Origin of the sequence: Agromyces humi (assembly GCF_009720255.1) — a bacterium.
GTDB lineage: Bacteria > Actinomycetota > Actinomycetes > Actinomycetales > Microbacteriaceae > Agromyces > Agromyces humi.
Genome location: NZ_WJSP02000694.1, coordinates 1 through 865, shown reverse-complemented (window position 1 = coordinate 865; position 865 = coordinate 1). Strand labels below are relative to the sequence as shown.

Here is an 865-nt window from a genome sequence, read left to right as displayed (position 1 = left end):
GGGCGCCGTATCGTCGAGGCATGGACGAGCGCACGCGGGGGCGGGAGCAGCTGGCCGAGGCGGCGAGCGACCTCGTCGCGCGGCCCGACGTGGGCGTCGGGCGGATGTTCGGATCCGAGGGCTACTCGGTACGCGGCAAGCTGTTCGCGTTCGTGTCGAGCGATGGGCGCCTCGTGGTGAAGCTGCCGTCCGAGCGCATCCACGAGCTCGCGCTCGACCACATGATCATGCGCGGCAGCCCGATGCGCGAGTGGGCGGCCGTGCCGTTCGACGCCGGCGCCGAGCGCTGGCGGCAGCTCGCCGATGAGGCGTACGCCTTCGTGGGTTCGATCACGGCGTGACCTCCGGCTAGCATCGGTGCACCCCGGCACGCGTGCCGCGTCGTGAAAGAGGATGCCCATGCCCGTGTTCCATCCAGATCTCGCCGTCGGTCGGTTCATCCCGCCCTTCTCGTTCGGCCCGCGGCTCGCCCGGATGATGCGCAAGGGAAAGCCGTCGATTCCTCCGACCCCCGACGACGTGGTCATCGAGGAGGTGCACGTGCCGGCGAAGGATGCCTCGCCCGCCGTGTCCCTGCGGGTGTACCGGCCGAAGGCCGGTGCCAAGGCCGGGGGTAGGACCGCTGACGCGGCTCAGGCTCCGGCCGCCGCGACCGCGCCGATGCCGGCCCTGTTCTGGATCCACGGCGGCGGGTTCATCGGCGGAAGCCCCGAGCAGGACGAGCGCACGAGCATCGCGTTCGTCCAGGAGCTCGGCATCACCGTAGTGGCCCTGCGCTACCGGCTCTCGCCCGATCACGCCGCCCCGGCCGCGCTGCACGACGCGTACGCGGGGCTCCGCTGGCTGTCCGACCACGCCGCGGGGC

Annotated in this window: 2 protein-coding genes; both read left to right on the top strand. The window is 72.3% G+C overall.

What is annotated here, in order from left to right:
- Positions 1 to 341: hypothetical protein (locus GH736_RS23585; RefSeq protein WP_203230943.1), on the top strand; the 341-nt coding region annotated here is incomplete at its 5' end.
- A 58-nt stretch (positions 342 to 399) separates the two neighbouring features.
- A partial coding sequence (locus GH736_RS23580) for an alpha/beta hydrolase (protein WP_159607512.1) occupies positions 400 to 865 on the top strand: 466 nt, incomplete at its 3' end.